Annotated in this window: 23 protein-coding genes; 8 read left to right on the forward strand and 15 right to left on the reverse strand. The window is 61.4% G+C overall.

Going from position 1 to position 24,877, the window contains the following annotated elements; all coding sequences use genetic code 11:
• Position 1: 1 nt before the first annotated feature.
• From phoU to pstS, 5 genes are all read right to left on the reverse strand, one after another.
• Complete coding sequence (phoU, locus tag Q8L50_RS07385; RefSeq protein WP_305348017.1) at positions 2-703, reverse strand: phosphate signaling complex protein PhoU; 702 nt, start codon at positions 701-703, stop codon at positions 2-4.
• 58 nt (positions 704-761) lie between these two features.
• Positions 762-1,544: a phosphate ABC transporter ATP-binding protein PstB gene (gene pstB / locus Q8L50_RS07390; RefSeq protein ID WP_305348018.1), complete on the reverse strand. Its 783-nt coding sequence runs from the start codon at positions 1,542-1,544 to the stop codon at positions 762-764.
• An 11-nt stretch (positions 1,545-1,555) separates the two neighbouring features.
• Entirely contained in the window at positions 1,556-2,425 is an 870-nt protein-coding gene (pstA, locus tag Q8L50_RS07395; protein WP_305348019.1) for a phosphate ABC transporter permease PstA, read from the reverse strand.
• Entirely contained in the window at positions 2,422-3,387 is a 966-nt protein-coding gene (pstC, locus tag Q8L50_RS07400) for a phosphate ABC transporter permease PstC (protein WP_305348020.1), read from the reverse strand. Before pstC ends, pstA begins: the two co-directional genes overlap by 4 nt.
• Before the next feature lie 116 nt (positions 3,388-3,503).
• Positions 3,504-4,547 carry a phosphate ABC transporter substrate-binding protein PstS gene (pstS, locus tag Q8L50_RS07405; protein ID WP_305348021.1) on the reverse strand — a complete coding sequence of 348 codons (1,044 nt, stop codon included), beginning with the start codon at positions 4,545-4,547 and terminating at the stop codon, positions 3,504-3,506.
• Positions 4,548-4,738: 191 nt separating this feature from the next.
• On the opposite strand from pstS, the gene Q8L50_RS07410 reads away from it, so the two are divergent.
• From Q8L50_RS07410 to ppx, 3 genes are all read left to right on the forward strand, one after another.
• Positions 4,739-5,221 carry a fasciclin domain-containing protein gene (locus tag Q8L50_RS07410; protein ID WP_305348022.1) on the forward strand — a complete coding sequence of 161 codons (483 nt, stop codon included), beginning with the start codon at positions 4,739-4,741 and terminating at the stop codon, positions 5,219-5,221.
• Between the two features lie 151 nt (positions 5,222-5,372).
• Positions 5,373-6,521, forward strand: coding sequence for an ABC transporter substrate-binding protein (locus tag Q8L50_RS07415; RefSeq protein ID WP_305348023.1), 1,149 nt, complete (start codon positions 5,373-5,375; stop codon positions 6,519-6,521).
• A gap of 66 nt (positions 6,522-6,587) precedes the next feature.
• The gene (ppx, locus tag Q8L50_RS07420; protein WP_305348024.1) at positions 6,588-8,078 is read left to right on the forward strand and encodes an exopolyphosphatase; all 1,491 of its coding nucleotides are present in this window, start codon (positions 6,588-6,590) and stop codon (positions 8,076-8,078) included.
• 28 nt (positions 8,079-8,106) lie between these two features.
• Here ppx and Q8L50_RS07425 read toward each other — a convergent pair whose 3' ends face one another.
• The 7 genes from Q8L50_RS07425 to Q8L50_RS07455 form a co-directional block, all read right to left on the reverse strand.
• Entirely contained in the window at positions 8,107-8,577 is a 471-nt protein-coding gene (locus tag Q8L50_RS07425) for a histidine phosphatase family protein (protein WP_305348025.1), read from the reverse strand.
• Positions 8,578-8,582: 5 nt separating this feature from the next.
• A complete protein-coding gene (gene ppk1 / locus Q8L50_RS07430) occupies positions 8,583-10,691 on the reverse strand; it encodes a polyphosphate kinase 1 (protein WP_305348050.1) in 2,109 nt (702 codons plus the stop codon).
• Between the two features lie 117 nt (positions 10,692-10,808).
• Entirely contained in the window at positions 10,809-11,876 is a 1,068-nt protein-coding gene (locus tag Q8L50_RS07435) for a glycosyltransferase family 1 protein (protein ID WP_305348026.1), read from the reverse strand.
• Positions 11,873-12,736 carry a UDP-2,3-diacylglucosamine diphosphatase gene (locus Q8L50_RS07440; protein WP_305348027.1) on the reverse strand — a complete coding sequence of 288 codons (864 nt, stop codon included), beginning with the start codon at positions 12,734-12,736 and terminating at the stop codon, positions 11,873-11,875. The genes Q8L50_RS07435 and Q8L50_RS07440 overlap by 4 nt, the downstream gene beginning before the upstream one ends.
• Entirely contained in the window at positions 12,736-13,590 is an 855-nt protein-coding gene (locus Q8L50_RS07445; protein WP_305348028.1) for a GNAT family N-acetyltransferase, read from the reverse strand. Before Q8L50_RS07445 ends, Q8L50_RS07440 begins: the two co-directional genes overlap by 1 nt.
• Positions 13,591-13,669: 79 nt before the next feature.
• A complete protein-coding gene (locus Q8L50_RS07450; RefSeq protein ID WP_305348029.1) occupies positions 13,670-15,628 on the reverse strand; it encodes a PhoX family phosphatase in 1,959 nt (652 codons plus the stop codon).
• Between the two features lie 382 nt (positions 15,629-16,010).
• Positions 16,011-16,973, reverse strand: a complete 963-nt coding sequence (locus Q8L50_RS07455; protein ID WP_305348030.1) for a LysR family transcriptional regulator — start codon at positions 16,971-16,973, stop codon at positions 16,011-16,013.
• 140 nt (positions 16,974-17,113) lie between these two features.
• On the opposite strand from Q8L50_RS07455, the gene Q8L50_RS07460 reads away from it, so the two are divergent.
• Complete coding sequence (locus Q8L50_RS07460) at positions 17,114-18,109, forward strand: serine aminopeptidase domain-containing protein (RefSeq protein WP_305348031.1); 996 nt, start codon at positions 17,114-17,116, stop codon at positions 18,107-18,109.
• 349 nt (positions 18,110-18,458) lie between these two features.
• Here the strand turns inward: Q8L50_RS07460 and fabR are convergent, their stop codons facing one another.
• Positions 18,459-19,139: an HTH-type transcriptional repressor FabR gene (gene fabR / locus Q8L50_RS07465; protein WP_305348032.1), complete on the reverse strand. Its 681-nt coding sequence runs from the start codon at positions 19,137-19,139 to the stop codon at positions 18,459-18,461.
• A 128-nt stretch (positions 19,140-19,267) separates the two neighbouring features.
• On the opposite strand from fabR, the gene Q8L50_RS07470 reads away from it, so the two are divergent.
• Complete coding sequence (locus Q8L50_RS07470) at positions 19,268-20,395, forward strand: ferredoxin reductase (protein ID WP_305348033.1); 1,128 nt, start codon at positions 19,268-19,270, stop codon at positions 20,393-20,395.
• Between the two features lie 21 nt (positions 20,396-20,416).
• Positions 20,417-21,595: an acyl-CoA desaturase gene (locus tag Q8L50_RS07475; RefSeq protein WP_305348034.1), complete on the forward strand. Its 1,179-nt coding sequence runs from the start codon at positions 20,417-20,419 to the stop codon at positions 21,593-21,595.
• 321 nt (positions 21,596-21,916) lie between these two features.
• Here the strand turns inward: Q8L50_RS07475 and arsH are convergent, their stop codons facing one another.
• Both arsH and arsC read right to left on the reverse strand, forming a co-directional pair.
• Positions 21,917-22,654 carry an arsenical resistance protein ArsH gene (gene arsH / locus Q8L50_RS07480; RefSeq protein WP_305348035.1) on the reverse strand — a complete coding sequence of 246 codons (738 nt, stop codon included), beginning with the start codon at positions 22,652-22,654 and terminating at the stop codon, positions 21,917-21,919.
• Positions 22,623-23,054, reverse strand: a complete 432-nt coding sequence (gene arsC, locus Q8L50_RS07485; RefSeq protein ID WP_305348036.1) for an arsenate reductase (glutaredoxin) — start codon at positions 23,052-23,054, stop codon at positions 22,623-22,625. Before arsC ends, arsH begins: the two co-directional genes overlap by 32 nt.
• Before the next feature lie 54 nt (positions 23,055-23,108).
• On the opposite strand from arsC, the gene Q8L50_RS07490 reads away from it, so the two are divergent.
• The gene (locus Q8L50_RS07490; RefSeq protein WP_305348037.1) at positions 23,109-23,438 is read left to right on the forward strand and encodes a helix-turn-helix transcriptional regulator; all 330 of its coding nucleotides are present in this window, start codon (positions 23,109-23,111) and stop codon (positions 23,436-23,438) included.
• A gap of 14 nt (positions 23,439-23,452) precedes the next feature.
• Positions 23,453-24,844 carry a hypothetical protein gene (locus tag Q8L50_RS07495; protein ID WP_305348038.1) on the forward strand — a complete coding sequence of 464 codons (1,392 nt, stop codon included), beginning with the start codon at positions 23,453-23,455 and terminating at the stop codon, positions 24,842-24,844.
• Positions 24,845-24,877 lie beyond the last annotated feature (33 nt).

The following is a 24,877-nucleotide window of genomic DNA, read 5'->3' on the forward strand; positions in this document are numbered from 1 at the left end:
ATTACCTAACCGCGGACTCAATCTGTTCCATCGGCGTGTGCCGCACATCGGCACCCTTGACGATGTAGATGATGAACTCGGCAATGTTCTTGGCATGGTCACCCACACGTTCAATCGCCTTGGCCACAAACAGCAGGTCCAGGCTGGGAGAAATGGTTCTCGGGTCTTCCATCATGTAGGTGATGAGTTTGCGCACAAACCCGTCAAACTCCTGGTCAATCAGGTCGTCCTCCTTCAGGATGGAAACCGCCACCGCCGTGTCCAGCCGGGCAAATGCGTCGAGCGCCTTGCGCAGCAGGCCCGAGGCCAGTTCTGCGGCTACGTTCAACTCCGAAGCAGGCAGAGAACGCGCCGACCCGCTTTCGATGATGGACTTGACCATGCGGGCGATCTTCTCGGCCTCGTCGCCTGCACGCTCCAGGTTCGCCGTGGTTTTTGAAATGGCGATCAGCAGCCTCAGATCGCGTGCCGTCGGCTGACGCCGAGCAATGATGGATGACAAATCGCGGTCAATGTCGACTTCCATTGCATTGACCCGGGCCTCGGTTTCGATCACCTGATTGGCAGTTTCGGCGCTGAACTGGGACAGGGCGTAAATCGCCAGACGGATCTGGGATTCAACCAGCCCGCCGAGTTCCATCACGCGCGAGGACACGGTGTTCAGTTCGCTGTCAAACTGCGTCGATAGATGTTTATCTGGCATGGAGCAATCCTTGTATTCAGTGGGGACAATGTAGACACACCCTCCCCTGATTCATGTCTCAGCCGAAACGGCCGGTGATGTAGTCTTCGGTCTCTTTGCGTTTGGGCTTGAAGAACAGGTCTTCGGTCGCGCCAAATTCAATCAGGTCGCCAAGATACATGTAGGCCGTGTAGTCGCTGCAACGGGCAGCCTGCTGCATGTTGTGCGTCACGATGACCACGGTGTAGTCCGCCTTGAGCTCGGCAATCAGCTCTTCAATCTTTGCAGTGGACAGCGGGTCCAGTGCCGAGCACGGCTCATCCAGCAGCAATACCTCGGGCTTGATCGCAATACCGCGGGCGATACACAGGCGCTGCTGCTGCCCCCCGGAAAGACTGGCGCCGTTCTGGTTGAGTTTGTCCTTGACTTCGTTCCAGAGCGCCGCTTTGCCCAGCGCCCACTCAACGCGTTCGTCCATGTCACTGGCACTGAGACTTTCAAAAAGCTTCACACCGTAGGCAATGTTGTCGTAAATCGACATGGGAAACGGCGTGGGTTTCTGAAACACCATGCCAATGCGGGCGCGGATCAATGACACGTCTTCCTTGGAAGTGATCATGTTTTCACCGCCCATCATGACCTGGCCTTCAGCCCGCTGGTCGGGGTACAACTCGTACATGCGGTTGAAGGTACGCAACAGGGTCGACTTGCCGCAGCCCGATGGACCAATGAAGGCGGTCACCTTTTTCTCGGGAATATCCAGACTGACGTTTTTGATCGCATGGAACTTGCCGTAGTAAAAGTTCAGGTCGCGTACCGCCATCTTGATCGGGTCGTTGGCAACCATGGAGGATGTTTGCATTTTGGGATTCCTCAATTTTTATTTCTGAACAGCACACGGGCCAGAATATTCAGGGCCAGCACCCCGAGGGTAATCAGCAGCACCCCGGCCCAGGCCAGTTTTTGCCAATTTTCGAAAGGACTCATGGCGAACTTGAAAATGGTCACCGGCAAGCTGGCCATCGGCTGGCTCAGGTCACTGGTCCAGAACTGGTTGGACAGTGCGGTGAACAGCAGCGGCGCGGTCTCGCCGGCCACACGGGCCACAGCCAGCAGCACCCCGGTCACCACACCCGCCTGGGCCGCACGCAACGTGATGCCCATGATCACTTTCCACTTCGGGCTGCCCAGCGCGTAGGCCGCTTCGCGCAGGGCATTCGGTACCAGCCGCAACATGTTGTCGGTGGTGCGGATCACCACCGGAATGATCAGCAATGCCAAAGCCACCACACCGGCCCAACCGGAAAAGCTTTTGACCTGCGCCACGATCATGGCATAGACGAAAAGGCCAATCACGATGGAAGGCGCCGACAACAGAATGTCATTGATAAAACCAGTGAGCTTGCCCAACCGGGTGTGTGCGCCGTACTCTGCAAGGTAGATACCAGCCAAAACACCAATCGGTGTGCCAAGCACGGTGGCCAACAAGACCATGGTCAGGGAGCCAAAGATGGCGTTGGCCAAGCCGCCGATCTCGGCATTGGGCGGTGGCGTCATCTCGGTGAACAGCGCCAGGCTCAACCCGCCCAGACCCAGTCGAAAGGTTTCAATCAGTATCCACATCAGCCAGAACAGGCCGAAAGCCATGGCGCCCAGGGACAGGGCAATGGCCACCGCATTGACGGTTTTGCGGGCGCGAAATTTTGCCAGCCGGGCTTGCTGCGCGGTATTGAGGGTACTCATGTGCGCGCCCCTTCGCCTTTTTGCAGGCGCGACAGCAGCACCTTGGACAGCGTCAGCACCACGAAAGTGATGAAAAACAGCACCAGACCGAGGTAAATCAGCGCCGCCTGGTGCAGGCCCTCACTGGCCTCGGCAAACTCATTGGCCAGTGCCGAGGTGATGCTGTTGGCCGCCTGAAACAGCGACAGCGAGTCAAGCTGGTTGAAGTTGCCGATCACAAAAGTGACCGCCATGGTTTCACCCAGGGCGCGGCCCAGGCCCAGCATGATGCCGCCAATCACACCGGCCTTGGTGTAGGGCAGAACAATCTTGAAGACCACTTCCCAGGTCGTGGCACCCAGGGCATAAGCCGACTCCTTGAGCATGGGCGGCGTGACCTCAAACACATCACGCATCACAGATGCGATGAAAGGAATGATCATGATCGCCAGGATGATGCCGGCCGCCAGAATGCCAATGCCCACAGGCGGGCCGGAAAACAGCGCACCCAGATACGGCACATCGCCGAAAGCCGCCTGCAAAGGCGCCTGGACATACTTGGCGAGGATGGGCCCGAACACCAGCAAGCCCCACATGCCATACACGATGGACGGCACGGCAGCCAGCAGTTCAATCGCCACACCGAGGGGGCGCCTGAGCCAGCGCGGCGACAACTCGGTGAGAAACAAGGCAATGCCGAAACTCACCGGCACGGCAATGACCAGCGCAACCAGCGAGGTCATCAGCGTGCCGTAAATCATCACCAGGCCACCGTACTTGTTCTGGACCGGGTCCCACTCGGAGGTCCATAAAAAGCTCAGGCCGTATTCCTTGATGGCGGGCCATGCACCCATGACCAGGGACAGAATAATGGCCGCCAGCAGCAGCAAGGTGGCAATGGCAGCCAGCCGGGCCGCCCACTCAAAAGCAATGTCCGCAGTACGGCTGGATCTGCGCGTGGAAGGACCGGGGGGGACAGACATGGTTGTATCGCTGCTGCGGTAGGAATTTGCAGGAAGTGTAGCTGCCACGACAGGCTCCTATCCAGAGAAAAGAAAAGGCGAAGCAACCCAAGTTGCTTCGCCTCGCTGGGGCGGGGTTATTTGACCGCGACTGCTTTGCCAGCGCCGTCAGTGATCTTGCTCCACGATTGGCGGATCACTGTTTTCACCGAATCGGGCATCGGCACATAGTCCAGCTCGTCGGCCATCTTGTCGCCGTTGCCATAGGCCCAGTCAAAGAACTTCAGCGACTGGGTAGCCTGGCCTGGCTTGTCCTGCTTGGCGTGCATCATGATAAAGGTGGCGCCGGTGATGGGCCAGGAATCCTTGCCCGGCTGCTCGGTCAGGACCTGGTAGAAGGACTTGGCCCACTCAGCACCTGCTGCAGCGGCCTTGAAAGCGGTGTCGCTGGGCTGTACGTAGGCGCCAGAAGCATTGCGCATGGACACATGGGTCTGCTTGTTCTGCTTGGCGTAGGCGTATTCCACATAACCAATCGAATTGGGCAGGCGCTGCACAAAGGCCGACACGCCCTCGTTGCCCTTGCCACCCGCACCGGTTGGCCAGTTCACCGCCGTGCCTTCACCCACCTTGGTTTTCCACTCGGGATTGACCTTGGACAGGTAGTTGGTGAACAAAAAGGTGGTGCCAGAGCCATCTGCGCGGCGCACCACCGCAATCGCTGCGTCCGGCAGCGGCACACCGGGGTTCAGGGCGGCAATTGCTGCGTCATTCCATTTGGTAATCTTGCCCAGATAGATGTCACCCAGCACCGCGCCGGTCATTTTGATCTGGCCAGCGGCAATACCCTTGATATTGACAACCGGAACGACACCGCCAATCACGGTGGGAAACTGCAGCAGCCCGTCTTTGGCAAGTTCTGCGTCTGTCAAAGGGGCGTCAGAGGCGCCGAAATCCACCGTCTTGCCGCGAATCTGGCGCATGCCCGCGCCCGAGCCGACCGACTGGTAGTTGATACGGACACCGGTGGCCTTGTTGTAGGCATCTGCCCATTTGGCGTAAATTGGCGCCGGAAACGATGCGCCTGCACCGGTCACATCCTGTGCGTTGGCCATGGACGAAAGGGAAAGACCAGCCAAGGCCAGTGTGGTGGCAACCGTCGCTTTGAATATCAGCTTCATTCGCAAACCTCTTTAGTTGAAGAAAGATGGCCTAACTCTAAGAAGCTTGTGTGACAAAGGCATGACAGTGCCCCCTGCCCCGGTCAAGGAGGCTGTCACTGGCCGATGGGCGCGTAAACCGCCTTGATCGTCATTCAATTGTCACGAAACGTCCATAAGCTCACCCCTGTTTATCAACCAGGAGTGACCTTATGTTTCGTCGTCGTGTTTTGCTTGTCGCGGCTGCTGCCGCCATCGTGTCCGGTTGCGCCACCATGTCTTCACCCGTGTCGGTCGCAGACACCATTGCTGCCAACCCATCCCTGAGCACGCTCAACGGCCTGATCGTGAAAGCCGGCCTGACCCCCACCCTGAAAGGCGCAGGCCCTTTCACCGTGTTTGCCCCGACCAACGACGCCTTCAAGGCCGTGCCGGCCAAAACCATGGACGATCTGGCCAAAAATCCGGCAATGCTCAAGGATGTCCTGACCTACCACGTCATCTCCGCCAAGGTCATGAGCGCTGATGTGAAAAACGGCCCCGTCAAAACAGTCAACGGCGCAAATGTCGCCGTTGCCAAAGCCGGTGATTTCGTCACCGTTGAAGATTCCATGGTTCAGACAGCCAACATCGTGGCGACCAATGGCGTGGTGCACACCGTAGACCGCGTGATGATCCCACCCAAAAAGAACTGAGGATGAGCGTCCGGCCCCATTCGCCGGTTTTTACGCGCCTACCTCGGATTTTCAGCTGATGCCCCAGTTCAGCGGGCATCAGCTGCTATTCATTCAGTAGCATTTTCAACAAGACGGTGAGGCCCTCCGGGCCGCGCCATGGGGGAAGACCGTGTACAAACAGCCAAAAAACAAAAAACGTCGCCAATTCCTGCAAGGGGCCGCCCTGCTTGCCGCCGGTGCAACCGCCCCCCTGTGGGCCCAGCCCGGAAAAACGGTCGGCAACTCGCGCGGCATCACCGTGGCCCAGGTGGTCGATTTTTCGTTGGCGCAGCAAGACGTGTCCAAGGATTTCCTGATTGGCTCACGCGCCGCCTGGCAGGACATCAATGCCAAAGGGGGCCTGCGCGGCAAGCCGGTCCAGCATCTGACACTGGAAACCGACGGCACCCCAGCCAGCATCCGCGCCGCCCTGGACAAGATCAAGGACGACCCTTCCTGCGTCGTTCTGTCCGGGAGCGTGGGGGACCAGGTGGCAGGGCATGTCATTTCCCAGTTGCAGCAAAGCAGAACAGAAATTGCGCACACGGCCCCCTGGCTGCAGAACTCCAGCCTGGACATTGACCAGCAGACCTTCCCGATTTTTGCGGCACGCCAGCAACAGATCAGCCATGCGCTCAAAACCCTCTCGGTGATGGGCCTGAAGGAGTTGGGAGCGGTGTACGCCTCGGACGCGGACCAGGCGATCTACCGCAGCGACGTCGAGCGCATCGCCAGTGGCATGGGGCTCAAGCTGCTTTCTTTTCGCAGCGGCGGCGATCTGGCGGTACTGGGCCAGAAGCTCACGCCAGCCACCCCGGCGGTGCTGCTGTTCCTGGGCGGGACGCCCGAGCTTGCACAGTTCACACAGGGCCTGGACAAGCAGGCAAGGCAACGTTACGTGGTTGCGCTGGCCGATGTCAACCTCCAGACCATGGTGCAGATGGGCGGCACGCGAAGCACGCCCATCATCGCCACGCAGCCTGTTCCCCTGATCAAATCCAGCATTCCCGTCGTGCGAGCCTACCGCGAGACCCTGGCCCGCCTTTTTGACGAACCGCCGGTACCCCTCAGTCTGGCCGGCTTTATCGCGGCCCGCTATACCTATGAAGTTCTGCGCGATATCGAAGGCCCGCTGACCAGGCAACACACCCTGGGTGAATTCCAGCGCCGGGCCAGTGTCGATGTGGGCGGCTTCCGCGTCGCTTTCGACGCCCAGCGGCGCAGCGCGACCTACGTCACCCAAAGCATGACCACTGCCGACGGACGGGTGATCGGATAGAGCTGCAAAAAGCGCGGGCGGGCCCCGTGCGGATGCTATGCTGGGATTCCAACAAAACGCTCATACATGCAAAACGGAACCCGCCTGGCCGCTGTTGATCTGGGATCCAACAGCTTTCGCCTCGAAATTGGCCGCCTTGAACACGGCCAGATCAACCGCACTGAATACCTCAAGGAAACCGTCCGCCAGGGCAATGGCCTGGACGCCGACCGCAACCTCACGCCTGAGGCCATGCAGCGTGGCTGGGACTGCCTGGCGCGTTTCGGCGAGCGGCTGGCCGGCTTCAAAAAAAGCCAGGTGCGCGCTGTGGCCACGCAGACGCTGCGCGAGGCACGAAACCGCGATGTCTTTCTGGAGCGGGCGCACCGCGTGCTGGGCTTCCCGATTGATGTCATTCCTGGCCGCGAAGAAGCGCGGCTGATCTACCAGGGCGTGGCCCACATGCTGCCGCAGTCGGACGACCGCCGCCTGGTGGTCGATATCGGTGGCCGCTCTACCGAATTGATTCTCGGCAAAGGCCTGACGGCCCAAACCATGGAGTCTTACCGCGTAGGCAGTGTGGCCTGGTCCATGAAGTATTTTGCAGAAGGCCTGTTCACGACACGCGCCTTTCAGAGCGCCGAGGTGGCCGCCAAGGCGGTTCTTGAGGAAGCCATCAACACCTACCGCGCAGGCTGGGACATTGCCTACGGCTCATCGGGCACCATTGGGGCCGTCAGCGATGTGCTGGTGGCCGCCGGCTGGCCGCAGGGCCTGGTCTCACAGGACGGGCTGGACTGGCTGCTGGACCGGCTGCTCAAGGCCCAAAGCTCCGACCGCCTGCGACTTGACGGCATGAAGGACGACAGGCGTGCCGTCATAGGTGGCGGCGTCAGTGTGCTGCGCGCCGTGTTTGAGCTGCTCGGCATTGACCAGATGCATGCAGCCCAGGGTGCGCTGCGCCACGGCGTGTTGTACGACCTGCTGGATCGGGAGCAGGAGGTGACCGACCTGCGCTCTGTCACCGTGCAGCGGCTGGTGCGCAAGTTTGAGGCGGACCAGGCCCAGGCCGTACGGGTCAGCAAGGTCGCCAGAACACTTTTTCTGCAAGTTGGTACCGGTTTGCCCGAGCCGGACCTTGATCGCCTCCAGCGCAAACTAGACTGGGCCGCGCAACTGCACGAAATTGGCAGCCATATCTCGCACAGCGAGTATCACAAACACGGCGCCTACATTCTGGACAATGCCGACGCGCCCGGTTTTGCCCTGCCCGAGCTGCACCGGCTGAGCCTGCTGGTGCTGGGGCACCGCGGCAAGCTGCGCAAACTCGAAGCCGATTTCGAAGACATACTTTTTGTACAGCAGTTGCTCTGCCTGCGCCTGGCCGTCATCCTGTGCCATGCGCGCCGCGACCCCGACATCCGGGACATGCGCATCGAAGCGGCGGGTGACCATGTGTTTGCACTGGCCTGCCGCGACGGCTGGTCGGACAGCTTTCCGCAATCGGCCCACCTGCTGCGCGAAGAAGTGCTGGCCTGGCAAAAAACCCCCTGGACGCTGGCCCTGACCGGGCTGTAGAATTTTCTGCGGCGCGGAGCCAGCGGGCTCAGAGCACTTCTGGCGACTGCACCGTCACCACCACGGTCTGCGGTGCACCCTCACGCTCGCGCGTGCGTAACCACCACACCGCGCCTTTTTTCACCGCGCAATCGTTCTCCTGCAAGCCCAGCAGATGGGCAATGGTCTGCCCCAGAACGGGCTGGTGGCCAATCACCAGAATCGGCAGCTTGTTGACCGGCCATTGAACCAGCTCCAGCAGCTGCCCGGGCAGCGCATCGGGGCCCAGCTCGGCCCGGACCTTGTATTTGCGGCCCAGCGCCAGGGCGGTCTGCTCGCAGCGCCTGGCCGGGCTGACCAGAATGCGCGCGCGCTCCGGCAACTGACGGTCCAGCCAGACCGCCATGCGGGCCGCCTGCTTTTCGCCGCGTGGTGTCAGCGAGCGATCCAGGTCGCTGCCGCCCTCGGCATCCCCGGGTAGCTCTTCAGCCTCTGCGTGGCGCCAAAGAATCAGGTCCACCGGGTTTACCTGTGCGGCTTGCCGCCGGTGGCCGAATAACGCGCCATCAGTGCGGCTTGTGCGCCGTGCCGTCTGCCTTTTTCGGGTGCCCCCACATGCTTGTAACTGCCGTCAGGCTGCAGGTCCCAGGCGTCCTGGCTGTCGTGCAGGTAAGCGACCAGGCATTCATCGATGATGCGCTGACGGATCATCGGGTCTGTGACCGACCAGGCCAGCTCCACCCGCCTGAGCATGTTGCGGTTCATCCAGTCGGCACTCGACAGGTACAGCGTCTCCACACCCGCGCAACGGAAGTAGAACACCCGCGAATGCTCCAGAAACCGCCCGACCACCGAACGCACCCGGATGTTGTCCGTCACGCCTGGCACGCCGGCCGGCAGCATGCAGGCACCGCGCACCACCAGATCAATCTTCACGCCGCACCGCCCTGCCCTGACCAGCGCGTGCATCAAGGCTTCGTCGGTCAGCGCGTTCATCTTGGCCACGATACGTGTGTCCTTGCCCAGTTTGGCAGCTTCGCCCAGTGCATCCATTTTTTCAATCAACTTGCGGTGCAGCTGAAACGGCGCCACCAGCAGCCGGTTCAGCCGGGGCAACTTGCTCTGGCTGGCCATGTGCACAAAAACATTGTCAATATCTGCTGTGAGGTCCGCATCTGCGGTGAGGTAACTCACATCGGTGTACAGCCGGGCGGTGTTGGGGTTGTAGTTGCCGGTGGACAAATGGGCATAACGTTTGAGATGTTTGCCCTCGCGTCGCGTCACCAGCAGCATCTTGGCGTGCGTCTTCAGGCCTACCACCCCATACACCACCTGCGCACCAATTGATTCCAGCATCTCGGCCCAGTTGATGTTGGCTTCTTCATCAAAGCGGGCTTTCAATTCCAGCACCACCGTGACTTCCTTGCCACGGCGCACCGCCTCGCGCAAAAGCACCATCAGTTCGGAGTCCGGCCCGGTGCGGTAAATGGTCTGCCGGATGGCCAGCACCTGCGGGTCGTTGACCGCTTCGCGCAGAAAATCAAGCACACCGCCAAAACTCTCAAAAGGCTGGTGGATGGACACATCCCCGTGTTTGAGCCGTTCAAAAAAAGACTGACCCGGTACCAGTTGCACCGGGTAACAGGCCTTGTAGGGCGGAAAAAGAAGTTTCGGGTCGTTCACCAGATCCACCAGCTGCGTCAGGCGTACCAGGTTCACCGGGCCATGCACGCGGTACAGCGACTGCGCCGGCAGATTGAACTGCCGCAGCAAAAAGGCAGAGAGGTATTCCGAGCAGCCGGATGAAACCTCCAGCCGCACCGCCTGACCATAGTGGCGCTGCTCCAGGCCCAGGCGCAGGGCGGTACGCAGGTTTCTCACATCGTCTTCGTCCACCGCCAGGTCCGAGTGCCGGGTGACCCGGAACTGCGAGAACTCGCCTACCTCCCGCCCCGGAAACAGGTCGGTGAGGTGCGCGCGTATCACGCTGGACAGCGACACAAACAGCGATTTTTTATGCGAGCCCTTGTCGGGCATGTGAATCAGCCGCGGCAGCACCCTGGGCACCTTGACAATCGCAATGTCGTTTTCGCGGCCAAAAGCATCGCGGCCGCCAAGACGCACAATGAAGTTCAGCGACTTGTTGGCCACCTGCGGAAAAGGGTGAGACGGGTCCAAGCCCACCGGGATCAGCAGCGGTCTGACCTCGGTATCAAAGTAATTTTTGACCCAGCGGCGCTGCGCAGCATTGCGGTCACCGTGCGACACAACGCGTATGCCATGGCGTGCAAATTCGGGCATCAAGGCGTCGTTGTACAGCGCGTACTGCCGCTCCACCATGTCGTGCACAGAAGCCGACAAGGTCTGAAATGACTGTTCCGAGTAGCCGGCCTTGGCCTCCTGCTGCACGGCTGCCGTCAGGTGCAGCGCTGCGCGCACTTCAAAAAACTCGTCCAGGTTGGAAGAAACAATACACAGAAAGCGCAGGCGCTCCAGCAGCGGGACCTCAGGGCGTTTGGCCCAGTCCAGCACCCGCTCATTGAAGGCCAGAATGCTCTGGTCCCTGTCCAGAAACCGCACGGCAGGTGAAGTTGGCGGGGTAGTCACAACAGGCGTGGAAGGTGTTTGGCGCATACAAATTTCAGGCGAGGCGTTGGCCTCTTGTTCTTTTGTCATCATTCTGACTCATCAGTGTGGTCGCAATTGGTGACAGTTGTGTGACAGCCTTGTTGCAAATCAATGACAAGTCGATCAGGTCAGCGCCTGCACCGCAGTGGTCTTGACTTCAGCCTGCGCATGGGCCGGCACAAGATGCCGCTCAAACAGCTGCGCGGCATGCTCCCAGCTGAAGTCCAGCGCACGGGCACGCGCCGCGTGACGCGGCACCTGCATGGCCTGGTAGCTGGCCTGCTTCAGGTCCTGGTCCATCACACCCCCATGACAACTGCCGTCAGGTTTTCCCAGCACCTCCAGAGGGCCGTCCACCGGATAAGCCGCCACCGGTGTGCCGCAGGCCATGGCCTCCAGCATCACCAGACCAAAGGTTTCTGACCGACTGGGAAACACGAATACATCGGCCGCCGCGTACACCCGGGCCAGCTCGTCGCGCGGCAACACGCCCAGCCAGCGCACCTGCGGATACCGCTCTTTGAGCGACGCTTCCAGTGGGCCTACACCACACACCACCTTGGTCCCCGGAATGTCCAGTGCCAAAAAGGTATCGATGTTTTTTTCATAGGACACGCGCCCCACAAACAGCGAGACCGGCCGCACCAACGTACCCATGGGAGGGTAGAGCCGCGCCTCGGGATAAAAAGCAAACAGCTCAGTGTCCACACCATGCGTCCAGCTGCGCAGATTGCGAAAGCCACGCTTTTCCAGCATGTTCAACACGCCGTTGGTGGGCACCATCACACCTGATGACGGCTTGTGAAAATGGCGAAACAGCGCATACCCCCAGGACAGCGGTATTTTCAGCGCAGCGTTGAGGATTTCCGGAAATTTGGTGTGAAACGCGGTCGTGAACTGCAAGCCCCGCTTCAGACAATACCCGCGCGCCGCCCAGCCCAGCGGACCTTCGGTGGCAATATGAATCGCGTCCGGCTGCAAGGCATCCATCTTCGCGCTAAGCAAAGCCTTGGGGCGAATCGCCAGGTCAATGCCCGCGTACCCCGGGCAAGGCCGCGTTTTGAACAGGCCCGGGTGAATGACCTCGACCCGGTGGCCAAGGTCTTCCAGCTCGCGCACCAGCTCTACCAGGGTGGTGACAACGCCGTTGACCTGTGGCTGCCAGGCATCGGTAATCAAAGCGATCTTCATGCGGCCACCGTGCTGCTGACATGGCCGAGACCACGGGTTTCGTGCGCAGGCGCCCAGTGCAGCAGCTCCAGCCTGCCGTCGAAGTGCTCTACCAGCGCGGTGCGGCTTTCCACCCAGTCACCGTCGTTGCAATACAGCACACCGTTGATGTCGCGCATCTCTGCGCGGTGAATGTGGCCGCAGACCACACCCTGATGGCCCTTGCGCCGCGCCTCGTTGGCCACGGCCACCTCAAAATCGGTCACATAGTTCAACGCGCTTTTGACCTTTTGCTTGAGGTAAGCCGACAGCGACCAGTACGGCAGGCCCATGCGGGCACGCAGGCTGTTCAGGTAGCGATTGAGTTTGAGTGTGAATTCATAGAGGTTGTCGCCCACAATGGCGAGCCACCTGGCGCATTGCACCACTGCATCGAAATAGTCTCCGTGGATCACCCACAGATTGCGGCCGTCGGCGGTGGTGTGCACCGCCTCTTCCATGACCTCGATGCCGCCGAACTGGTGGCCAATAAATTCACGCGCAAACTCATCATGGTTGCCGGGCACATACACCACGCGGCAACCCTTGCGCGCTCGACGCAGCAGCTTTTGCACCACATCGTTGTGGGTTTGCGGCCAGTACCATTTGCGCCGCAACTGCCAGCCATCCACAATGTCGCCGACCAGGTACAGGTAGTCGCTGGGGTGCGCCTTCAAAAAGTCCAGCAGCGCAGTGGCCTGGCAGCCGGGCGTGCCCAGGTGCAGATCCGAGATAAAGATGGTGCGGTAACGCTTGCGCAGCGCATCCTCGTCATGGTCGTCATCAGGCTCTGGCGCACCGCCGTTGTTGAGCGGGCCCAGCTTGTCGAACATCGTGCGCATCAGGCCGCCCCGGCAGAAAAGTGTTTGCGATAACGCGGCGGCAAATCGGCAATACGCATCATCATCGGCAGATCGGCAGAGTTGAAATCAGGGTCCCAGGCTGGCGCGCCCAGCACCTTGGCACCCAGGCGCAGGTAGCCCCGGATCAGCGCTGGTGGCTCTACATCGAGCGAGTCGTCCATGCGCTCCACCGGCAGCGGCAGGCGCGGCGTCACATGAAACTCAATCGGTGCCAGATGTGTTTGCCGCACCTGGCGCCAGATGCTGGCGGCCGCCTGCCCGCTGGAGGCCCCGGTGTGCTGCATGGGGATGCTGGCGCAGCCAATCATGGTGTCCAGCTGGTTGCGCGCCATGAACTCGGCCAGCGCGCCCCAGAGCGCCAGAATCACGCCGCCGTGCCGGTGCTCGGCATGCACGCAGCTGCGGCCGAGTTCAACCATACGTTCGCGCAAAAAACGCAGCCGCGTCAGGTCAAACTCGGTGTCGCTGTAGGTGCTGCCGGCGCGTTTGGCCTGGGTGGGCGTGAGCACGCGGTAAGTGCCTATGACCTCCTGGCTGGCTTGGTCGCGCACCAGCAGGTGTTCGCAGAAATCATCAAACAGGTCGATGTCGTGGCCCGGCACTGTGTTGGGCAGGGTGGCGCCCATCTCGAGCGCGAAGACCTGGTACCTCAGACGCTGCGCCTGCCGGACTTCATCCTGGTGCCTGGCCCAGCTGACCTGGATTTTGCCCATGGCAGGCCTTTGAACAGCGGCTGGAACGGTTGCATGAGAGCTTTGATGAAGTAACCCCCGTGAAAAGTGCCCGGGGGCGACTGGCGACAAAGCAAACGTGGGATTCGGCAGTTCTTTCATGATGACTCCTTGTTGTCTTTGAATAATCAAGTGCAAACGCTGTAAAAAAGCCCCGTTGCAGGGGCTTTGTGATGACTGACTAGGTGCCGACAATGCCGCCGTCTTTGCGACGGATGACCACGGTGGCCGAACGCGGTCGGCCACCGGTGGGCCCGTCCGGCCAGTGACTGACCGCCTTGGGCTGGGCCGGGTCACCGCGCTCACTGGCGGTTTCTCCCGGGTGCTGGATATTGATAAACACTGCGCGGCGGTCCGGCGTAAAGGTCACGCCGGTGATCTCGCAACCGGCCGGGCCGGTCAGAAAGCGCTTGGTCTCGCCAGTGGCCGGATCGGCGCACAACATCATGTTGTTGCCTATGTTCTTGTAGCCACCTTTGTGCATGGCCGAGGTGGAAATGTCGGTCTGTATCCACAACATGCCGCCAGCGTCAAACTGCAGGCCATCGGGGCTGCCATACATGTCGCCCTTGATCGTGCCCCGGTACTCGGCTTTTTCAGCATTCGGGTCACCGGCCAATGCAAAGTGCATCCAGCGGAACTCGGTGGCGCTGGCGTCGCCGTCCAGCCGGCTGGCGCTGCCGCCCGGGCTGCCCTTGCCTTCACGCCAGCGAATGATGTGGCCCATGATGTTGTCGTTGCGCGGGTTGGCCGCATTGGCCATACGCGCCGGCTGGCTGCCCTGCCCCCGGTTGCTGTTGTTGGTCAGCGTCACAAACACCTCACCGGTGTTGGGGTGCACAGCCACCCACTCCGGCCGGTCCATCTTGGTGGCACCGGCCACATCAGCGGCCTGGCGGCACTTGACCACCACGTCGGCCTGGCTGGCAAAGCCGTTGGCGGCGGTCAGCTTGTCTTGCCCCTGCACCAGCGGCAACCAGCGGCCATAACCCTGCTCGTCAAAACGGGCCACGTACAGCGTGCCATGGTCCAGCAGCTCTTTGTTGGCGCGGTATCCGCCGGGCTTGACCTTGTCGCGGCTGACAAATTTGTAGATGTACTCAAAACGCTCGTCGTCACCCATGTACACCACAGCGCGGCCATCGCGCGACAGCGTGGTGGTGGCGCCTTCGTGTTTGAAGCGGCCCAGCGCCGTGCGCTTGATCGGGGTTTGTGTCGGGTCTTGTGGGTCGATCTCGACCACCCAGCCAAAACGGTTGGCCTCGTTGGGGTGTTTCACCGCATTGAAACGCTCATCAAACTCATGCCAGCGGTAACCAAAACCCTTGGCTGTCATGCCATAACGCGCCTCGTCCGGGCCAGGCTTGTCGCCCGTGGCAAAGTAGCCGTTCCAGTTTTCTTCACAGGTCAAAAACGTGCCCCAGGGGGTTTGACCGGCTGCGCAATTGTTCAGAGTGCCCAAAGGACGCATGCCTTCAGGGTCGGCTGCCGTTTTCAGCAAGGCATGGCCGGCGGCCGGGCCGCTGAACTGCATGGGTGTGCTGGCAGTGATGCGGCGCGCATAACGCGAGTTGGGCATGACGCGCCAGACACCGGCACGCTCTACCACCTCAATCACGCTGACGCCGTGGGCCGCTTGGGACTTGCGCACTTTTTCAGCCGTCCAGGTCAACATGCCATCGCTGTGCAGCAGACCGTCGTCGGTGTACTCGTGGTTGATGGCCAGCAGGCCATGGCGCGGATTTTTGTCCAGCGGAAAATACTCCATGCCGTCGTGGTGCATGCCCGACTGCAGCAATTGCTCTTGCCAGCTGTTCGATGCATCGGCATTAAAAGCCGTCGCCGCAGAACCGGCAATACCGGTCGCATCACCCCAGCGGTACAGCACCTGGGCATCGTATTCAGGCGGCACCACCAGCGCGTCGGCACTGGACACCGGCACACCGGTGAAGCCCAGCGCCTTGCCCTTGGCTGCCGTGGCGGCATTAGCAGTCAGGGTGTGCGAGCCCATCAGCAAAGCCACAGCCGCTGTGGTGCAACGCAACACATGGCGCCGCTCGCCGTCTATTTCGTGGATAGAGGGGTTGGGCGTGTTGTTGACGCCGTACTGCTCAGAATCCCCTGCAAAACCTTGACCCATGAATCACTCTCCATCGCGTTTTTTGACTGATGCGAGGATTCTGGAAGGCAGCGGTTACGTGATCATGTCAGTTTGATGGCAGTTTGATGACAGGGGGTTGGGGTGGTGGCTTGCTATTGAATAAATAGCTGCTTGCGCAGGTGGGAAAAGGGCTGGGGGCCTAAATTGGTATGTATTGTTGTGTGGCCACAAAGTCCCGCTTTCGATAGCCAGCGCCCGTCGTCCCCGTGACTTGTTCAGATACCAGACCGTGGGCCGGTCGGCTCGGGTTGACCGAATTCGATTGAATCCTTTGGAGGAGGCAAATCACAATCGGCTACAGCCGGTAATGCAGCAGCCCAACCAGCGGTGAGCTCGTCGGCCAGCACATTCGGAGTCAGAATCAGGTCTGATGGGTAAGCTCAAGCCGCTGCGCCACCAGACGCACCAGGGCGCGTGCGTTGGCACCCGCGGTATGTACGGGCAAGGTCAGGGCCTGAACGCAGTCGCCCTCCGCAATGGGCAAATGCCAGTCCGGCAGCAGGTTGTGCAAGCGCCCGGCCGCGACGTCCTCTTGCACGCAAAAGTCGGGTGCCAACACGACCCCTTGGCCGAGCCGCGCCAACGTTACCAGGGCTTCGAGGCTGTCGGCGCTGATGTGCGGCTGCAGCTCCACGGTTTCGCTCATCTTGCCGCTGCGGCGGTGCCATTGCAGCGGCCAAATTTGCGCGCCGCCTTCGAGCATGAGCAAAGGCCATTGCTGCAACGCCGCCGGACCCGCCAAGGGCATTGGTGTGGTGCCGTATGCACCAATCAAAAAGCGCAGCACCGGCTGGGCCACGCAGTCCTCCGGCGGCTTGCGGGTGATGCGAAAGGCCACATCCACACCCTCGCGCACCAGGTCGACCCGCCGCTCGGTGAACATCAACTCCATGGCCACGCCAGGATGCGTGCGGCCAAACTCGGCCAGTAAAGGCAACAACACGCTGTAGCCGAAGGCGCGCATGCTTGTGATGCGCAACCGCCCCTGCAGGGCATCGCCCTCCTTGCGCAACGCCATGCGTGCCGCGTTAGCGGCTTCGTGCACGACCTGGGCCCTCGATGCCAGCGCGCGCCCGGCCTCGGTCAACCCCAGCGAGCGAGTGGTGCGTGCCAGCAGTGTCTGGCCGACTATCTGCTCCATGGCGGCCACGCGGCGGCTGACGGCAGCACGGGTCAGCCCCAGCTGGCGCGCTGCCCGTGAAAAGCTGCCGGCCGCGACCACGTGGGCAAATAGCTCCAGTGCGTTGGCATCCAAGGCCGAGGCCTCGCGATGGCGGTGTAGTCGGGTTGCTGACAAGGCAACTGCGTCTTTTGGTGAGCTCATGTAAACAGTGTGACTCAAAAATAGAGTCTATTCAACAGATTAGTACAAATCTACCATGCAGCTTCATGAACCAACTGTTTGGAGTTGCTATGTCCTTTGCCTTGTCCGCCGCCGCCCCTGCCACGTATGCAAGGGCTACCTTGGAATCCCCCGACCAGGCACACCTGCACGCCCATCTGCCGTTCCAGGATGAACCAGACCCGCAGGACGCGCAGGTAGACATGGACGCGGTGCAATTTGCCGCCACGGATGGTCACCCTCTGCACGGGCACTGGTTTGTGCCGCAGCACCAAGGTGCCCATGCGGTGGCGGTCATGGCGCCCGCCACCGGTGTTCCGCAGCGCTACTATCACGCCTTTGCCCGCTGGCTTGCCGCTCGTGGCTATGCCGTGTTGTGCTTTGACTACCGCGGAATGGGTAAGCGCAACGGTGCCAATGCCAGTGCCAGTGGGCGCACCGGCATGCGCGAGTGGGTGCGCCACGACCTCTCGGGTGCGCTGGCCTGTGCGAAGGCGCGTAGCACCCAAAGCGACCAGCACTTGCCCCTGCTGTGGGTCGGGCACTCGTTAGGAGGCAATGGATTGCCGCTGGTACAGGGGCTTGAGCACATCAACGCGGTCATTACCCTCGGTTCCCAATTCGGGTACTGGAAACTGTGGCCACGTGGATGGCACCGCCAGGTTACCCGTGTGTTTTTTGGGCGCTGGGTCCCGCTGTTGGTGCGTCTGACCGGCAAGCTGCCCGGCTGGGCGTTGGGTGGTGGCGAGACGCTGCCCGGGGCTGCCGCCATGGACTGGGCTCGATGGGGCATGTCGCCCGGATACTTTCGCGATGACCCGGCCTGCGAGGGCTGGTATCAGCCCGACCAATTTCAGGGGCACATGCAACTGTGGAGCATTGACGACGACAAAACATTTGGTCCAGTCGATGCGGTGGATGCACTAGCGGCGTGCTTTGGCCAGAGCGCAGGCCAAGTCGAGCGTTTGCACCTGCACCCACGCGCGGTAGGACGCAAAGCGGTCGGGCATTTTGGCGTGTTCCAGCGCGTGGCGGAAGCAAAAATTTGGCCCCTGGTGTTAAACCACATCGAGGCCAAGGTACCACTTTTGCGCCCTGGGGTAGGCGTTTATTCCTAGCTACTCCATGACATACGGCGGGTAGGGAATTCAAGCGCATGTGGGCAAGTGTGTTGCCGGTCGCAGGTTCGATTCGACCCCCTTGCGGCGCGCCACGCGCCGGGAATATGTGTGATCGCTCGGATTGAAAGAATCCGATCGACTTCTTTGTGGCGAGCAAATCGACCACCGCAATGACTCCAATGGGCCTGAAGGCGCCACACCCCAGAAATTCGCAGAGAGCGTCAGAGTTGTCAAGCGACCTGACGGGAAGCAGTCATCTGCATGGTTCCGCTTCTGGCCCGAAAGCAGCAATCGACGACAAAGCAGCCATTGCCTCGCCCCGAGGGCGTGCACGAACCAGATCTGGTCACAGGGCGCTGCTGACTCGATTGGACTTTGGCTTCCAACTCGCCGCACCCAGCAATACGATCCTGAGTTGCTGCACGAAAGTCTCGGTCATCTCGGCCTCCAGCAGGGGTTGATCGGCCTGTAGATCGAGCATCTCCGGCGCGGCGGCCAACATGGTGGTGACGACCAGTCCGCAAATCATTTGCAGATCGCCCGTGGACAGACCTGAGTAGTCGCCCATGCGGCGAAAATCCTGCACCATCTCGCTCGTGAAGTGGCTGACTTCGTTACGGATGGCCGCCCGCAGCGTCCGGCTGCCGCCCGACCGCTCGCTCGAGATGAAGAGAAACAGCCGGCGATTCTGCTTCACGTACGCCTGGTAGGCCTGCACTGAGCGCCTGAGCAAGTCCACGTCCTGCTCTCCCTCCACTTGGCGGGCCTCGCGCAGCAGGCGCCGCAACGTCAGCCCCACCTCGGCGACCAGAGCCAGGCCCAATTCGTCAGTGTTATTGAAGTGGCGATAAAACGAATTGGGGACCACTCCGGCCTCCCGCGCGATCTCGCGGATGCCCAGGCTGGTGAAGCTGCGGCCTTCGCCGATCAGTTTCAACGCCGCGCGCACGAGGCTGCCTCGCGTCAAGTCCTTGCGCTCGGTGCGAGACAGGTTCTCCCTGCTCATCGGGTTTGGTGTGCCTGCCATGTTTGTGTGGACAAATGTACCTCATTTCTTGTTGTAGATCAGCTGATTTCTACTGGTGAAGTTGGTCAATCACTCTAATATTTCTCGCCACTATCGACAATTGGTGTACAACTGTACACAATAGCGGCATGATGCAAAAGAAACCTGCTCCAGAACCCGGTTTGGCCCGCAAGGCGCTGAATGCAGTGACCCGGTTGACCGACAGCTTTTCATACCCCCTGAGCCTTTCGCACTATGTCGAGCTGGTCAATCCTCTCTGGGCCACCCACGCGATGCAGGCGCGGGTCGAGAAGGTTTGGGACGAAACGAAGAACGCACGCACCCTCACGCTGAAGCCGGGTCTGAACTGGCGGGGTTTTCGGGCCGGCCAGCATGTTCGCGTCGGAATTCCGGTCGATGGGAAGCACTTCACCCGCACGTACACGATCTCATCGCCGCCGGAGCGAGAGGATGGCCGCTTCACAATCACCGTCAAGGCGATCGAGGGCGGCACCATTTCCCACCACCTGGTGCGCAGCATCCGGGTGGGCGACTACCTGCCCATCGGTTTGCCGCAAGGCGACTTCCACCTGCCGGATGCGCAACCCGTGTCGCCGCTGTTTATCACGGCGGGCAGCGGCGCGACGCCCGCAATGAGCATGGTGCGCAGCATGATCGCGCAAGAGCGTCTGGTGGACACCGTGCACATTCACTACGCGCCCCACGAGTTCGACGTGATCTTCGGCAAGGACTTCCATCAGTTGGCGCAGGAGCACACGCGTTATGTCTACCACCCGGTCTATACCCACCCGTTTGGCAAATCCATCCCATCCGAGGGACATTTCAGCGCCGGGCAGTTGGATCGACTCTGCCCGGACTGGCGGGACCGCGAGGTCTACGCGTGCGGCCCACAGTCGTTGCTGGTGGCGCTGGAACTTCATTTCGGGAACGCCGGCAGGGCTCGGCATCTGCACATCGAGCGCTTCCGAGCCGCGTTCGCCGAAATTCCCGCGCAAGCCACCGGCGGCCGCGTGTGGTTCGCCAAGGCCGGCGTGCAGGCGGATGCCGATGCAACTACCAACTTGCTGCGGGTGGCCGAGCAAGCGGGCATGAACCCGCCCCATGGTTGCCGCATGGGAATTTGCCACGCCTGCGATACGCGGCTTGTCTCCGGCTGCGTCCGCGATCTGCGAACCGGCAAAGTCCACAGCGAAGCAGGCAGCGTGATCCAGCCCTGTGTCTGCGCGACCGCGGGCGACTGCGAACTCGACCTTTGACCGAAACCCCTGAGAGCCCCCATGAACTCCACCGCCCTCCCCGTGAACCTGACCGACGCCCAGATCGAGGAGTTCGGCCGCGAGCTCGACACGATGCGCGAAGAAGTGATCGACTCCCGTGGCGAAACCGACAGGCAGTACATCGTCACGCTGATCCGGATCCAGCGCAGCATGGCGTTGGCCGGGCGCATCCTCATCCTGGCAAGCATCCTTCTGCTGCCGGCTTGGGAGCACGCTCTCGCTTCGACGACGGGCTTCTGGCTGCTGATCGCCCTGGGCACCCTGAGCTTGGCGCTGGCCAAGATCATCGAGAACATGGAGATCGGCCACAACGTGCTTCATGCGCAGTGGGACTGGATGAACGATCCCACCATCCAGTCGGGGACCTGGGAATGGGACCACGTCTGCCCTTCGGATCAGTGGATGCACTCCCACAACATCCGGCACCACACGTGGACCAATGTGTTGGGCAAGGATCCGGACATCGGCTATGGCTTGCTGCGCATGTCCGCTGCGCAGCGCTGGAAACCCTTCCACCTGGGTCAGCCGATTTACGCACTGCTGCTCGCGCTGCTGTTCGAATGGGGCGTCGCCGTCCAGGAACTGGAGCTGGGCAAGTTCTTCACGCGGAAGAAGCACCTGGAAACCGTCGGCCCGCAGCTGCGTCGCACCGGCAGGAAGATTGCGGCCCAGGTGACCAAGGACTACATCGCCTGGCCGCTGCTGGGCGTCGCCCTGGCGATTCCGTTTGCACTCGCCGGCGTCGGCCCGTCCCTGCTGACGGTCTTCCTCGCCGTCTTCAGTGCCGGCGCCGTGGCCTGCCTGCTTCGCAGCCTGTGGACTTACATCATCATCTTCTGCGGCCACTTTCCGGAAGACGTGCATGTGTTCACCAAGGCGCAGGTGGAGAACGAAACCCGCGCACGCTGGTACGTGCGCCAGATGCTCGGCTCCTGCAACATCGGCGGCGGCCGGCTTTTCCATGTCCTGTCGGGCAACCTGTCGCATCAGATCGAACACCACCTGTTCCCGGATCTGCCCAGCAACCGGTACCCAGGTCTGGCCGTGCGCGTGCGCGCGCTGGCATCGCGCTACGGCATTCCGTACAACACCGGGTCGTTGACGCGGCAGTTCGGGACGACGGTGATGAAAATCCTGCGGTTGTCGCTGCCAGGAGGTGGCGCGGTTGCCGCGGCTTGAGGTCAGGCGCCTCTGCCATACCGATTCGGCCGCAAGAGTTTAGGCGCCGCAGCCGCCTGGATGGGCCTTGCTTGTTATGTCCGCTACTGGCCCAAACCCAGCCATTCGCCAGATTTCTGTGAATACCCGCTCCCACTCCCTTGCAGTCGTTCAGAGCAAAGAATCGAAAGCCCGCCTGAGAGAAAAAGAAGCTACCAGCTAACCAGCGACAATATTTACTTGTTGATAGTCAGCGCCATTTTCACGAACGAATTACTATCAATTCAATAGCTGCCAGCGCACATGCCCAAAGGGCCAGAGCCCGATTTGGCGCATAAACTTTCACAAGCCCCGCTGATTCACCCGCTTTGACAGCGCCTCAGCACTCTCCCTGCGCTCGCTGTACCTGTCCACCAGATACGGCGACACATCACGCGTCAGCAGTGTGAACTTGACCAGCTCTTCCATCACATCGACCACCCGGTCGTAAAACGCCGAGGGTTTCATGCGCCCTGCTTCGTCAAACTCCAGAAACGCCTTGGCCACCGATGACTGGTTCGGGATCGTCAACATGCGCATCCAGCGGCCCAGCACGCGCAGCTGATTCACGGCGTTGAACGATTGCGAGCCGCCGCTGACCTGCATGACGGCCAGTGTTTTGCCCTGGGTGGGGCGCACCGCGCCGTCGGCCAGCGGGATCCAGTCGATCTGCGACTTCATGATGCCGGTCATGGCGCCGTGGCGCTCGGGCGATGTCCAGACCATGCCTTCGGCCCACTGCGCCAGTTGCCGCAGCTCTTGCACCTTGGGGTGGCTGTCGGGTGCATCGTCGGGCAACGGCAGGCCGCGCGGGTCGAACGTTTTTGTTTCCGCGCCCATGGCCTGCAACAGGCGCGCGGCTTCTTCGCTGAGCAGGCGGCTGTAAGAGCGCTCGCGCACCGAGCCGTAGAGCAGCAAAATGCGCGGTGCATGGGCCGAGGGGCGAAAGGCCTGCAGCGCGCTGGCTGTCGGCGGCGCAAACAGCGCGGCGTCGAGGTTGGGAAGATCGTCAAGCGCTTGCAACACGTTCACCCTTCTCATCAATCACCAGTTCGCCATCTTCCTTGGTGAAAGCGCCCTGCTGCGGCGCAGGCAGGATGTCCAGCACCGCTTCAGACGGCCGGCACAGGCGTGTGCCCAGCAGCGTCACCACGATGGGGCGATTGATCAGGATGGGGTGGGCCAGCATGGCATCCAGCAATTGCCCGTCGCTCAGCGCCGGGTCGTCCAGCTTCAGTTCCGCATACGGCGTGCCCTTTTGCCGCATCACATCGCGCACCGGCAGGCGCATGGCGGCGATCAGTCGTACCAGCGTCTCGCGGCGGGGTGGTGTTTTTATGTACTCAATCACTTCAGGCTCAGCGCCGCTGTTGCGTATCAGCGCCAGGGTGTTGCGCGAGGTAGCGCACTGCGGGTTGTGATAAATCGTGATGTCGGCCATCGGTTTTTCCTGTCTGCAATTGCTTCGTTTCAATAATTCAATTATATTTGAACTATGGAAACTACTCTTCTGCCACTGATCGATGAAGCCGTTGCCGTCAAGGCATTGGCCGCCCTCGCGCAGGCTCAGCGCCTGCGCACCTTCCGCGCGCTGGTGGTGGCCGGGCCCGATGGCCTGACGCCGGGCACCATTGCCGAACAGCTGGAAGTGGCGCCCAGCGCCTTGTCGTTTCATCTGAAAGAGCTGGCGCATTCTGGCCTGGTCAGCAGCGAGCCGCGTGGCCGCAACCTGATTTACCGCGCCAATTTTGCGCAGATGACCGCCCTGCTGGGCTACCTGACCGAACATTGCTGCCAGGGCGAAAGCTGCGGTGTGAAATGTTGAGCCAGCCGCCGACCATGACCCTTGCTGACAAACTGAACCTGGGCTGCCTGTGCCGCACCCTGAGCCCGGAGCGGCTGCGCCAGCAGCTTGAGACGGACGCCACCCTCAAAGGCATGGCCGCCTCTCTGGCGGCCAGCCACCCGCATCTGTTTTCTGAAAGCGCGGTGTTTCTGGACCCGGCCATCAACACCACACTGGCCCAGGCGATTGCGGCGATAGAGCGCGCGATCGCCCTGCCCGCCTACCAGCAGCACGCGTTATCTGCCGCGCCGGACATTGCCAGGCTTGATTTTGGCCCTGCCAGTGTCTTCATGGGTTATGACTTTCACCTGGGTGAAGACGGCCCGCGCCTGATTGAGATCAACACCAACGCTGGTGGCGCATTGCTGAACGCCGCACTGGCGCGCGCGCACCGCGACTGCTGCGCGCCCATGCAGGGGCTGATGGATGCCAACAGCGATCTGACGGGGCTGGACGACACCTTTGTAGCGATGTTTCGCAGCGAGTGGCAGGCCCAGCGCGGCACGGCACCGCTGCGCAGCGTGCTGATTGTGGACGACGCGCCCGACGACCAGTACCTGGCACCAGAGTTTGCGCTGGCGCGCCAGCTGTTTCTGGCGCACGGCATCAGCGCTGCGGTGGGTGATGCGCGCGATTTTGAGTGGAAAGACGGCGCCTTGTGGCACCCGGCCCTGCCAGACCAGGCGGTGGATCTGGTCTACAACCGCCTGACCGACTTCAGCCTGTCTGAGCCCACGCACGCTGCCCTGCGCGCCGCCTATGTGGCAGGCGCGGCAGTGGTCACGCCGCACCCGCGCGCCCATGCGCTGTTTGCAGACAAGCGCAACCTGATCACGTTGGGTGACGATGCCCTTCTGGCCTCATGGGGCGTCTCTGCTGAAGACCGGCGCTTGCTGCAGGCGGTGGTGCCGCGCACCGAGCTGGTCAAGGCCGAAGATGCCGATGCGCTGTGGGCCAGGCGGCGGCAATTGTTCTTCAAACCGGTGGCAGGTTACGGCGGCAAGGCCGCGTACCGGGGCGAAAAACTCACCAAAACCGTCTGGGCGCACATCACGGCGGGCGGTTTTATTGCCCAGGCGCTGGTGCCACCCAGCGAAAGGCTGGTTGATGTGGATGGCGTGGCAACGCGCCTGAAGCTGGACATACGCGCCTACACCTACCGCGGCCAGGTGCAACTGCTGGCCGCACGCACCTACACCGGTCAGACCACCAACTTCCGCACAGCGGGGGGCGGCTTTTCGCCGGTGGTGGTGCTGCCCGTTGGTCCTGATAAGGCTCGTTTAACCGTTCGCCCTGAGCTTGTCGAAGGGTCGTCTCCATGCCAAGGGGCTTCGACAGGGCCTGTCCTGAGCCCGTCGAAGGGCTCAGCCCGAACGCAGTTGTAGCGCTTAAACGAACAGCATTGCCCTTAGATCCGT

It is taken from the genome of Polaromonas sp. (assembly GCF_030680935.1).
Classification (GTDB): Bacteria; Pseudomonadota; Gammaproteobacteria; order Burkholderiales; family Burkholderiaceae_C; genus Polaromonas.